The sequence below is a fragment of the Natrinema gari JCM 14663 genome, assembly GCF_000337175.1.
Taxonomy (GTDB): Archaea; Halobacteriota; Halobacteria; order Halobacteriales; family Natrialbaceae; genus Natrinema; species Natrinema gari.
The window spans coordinates 1-268 of sequence record NZ_AOIJ01000017.1 but is presented as its reverse complement, the minus strand read 5'-3'; the positions used below and the strand labels follow the sequence as shown (position 1 = coordinate 268).

Sequence of the window (268 nt, the reverse complement as noted above, 5' to 3'; positions counted from 1 at the left end):
GAAAAGAAAGCAAACGCGATGTCGTTAGTAATGGCGAATGAACGCGACACAGTCCAAACCGAAGCCTTCACGGGCAATGTGGTGTTCGGGCTGACAAACACTCTCCGAAAGCTGACAAGAAGTCTCTTGGAATAGAGCACGAGACAGGGTGACAGTCCCGTATTGTCGACGAGTACGAGACGAGTCAGTTCCAGAGTATCGGGGGTTGGATATCCCTCGTGAAGATCGCGGGCATCGACCGCGAAGACTAAACACTCCTCAAGACCGA

The 268-nt window shown here is 52.2% G+C and carries 1 rRNA gene; it reads left to right on the top strand.

Annotation, left to right across the window (positions count from 1 at the left end):
* Positions 1-268: ribosomal RNA gene (locus C486_RS21880) — 23S ribosomal RNA — on the top strand; the annotation flags it as partial.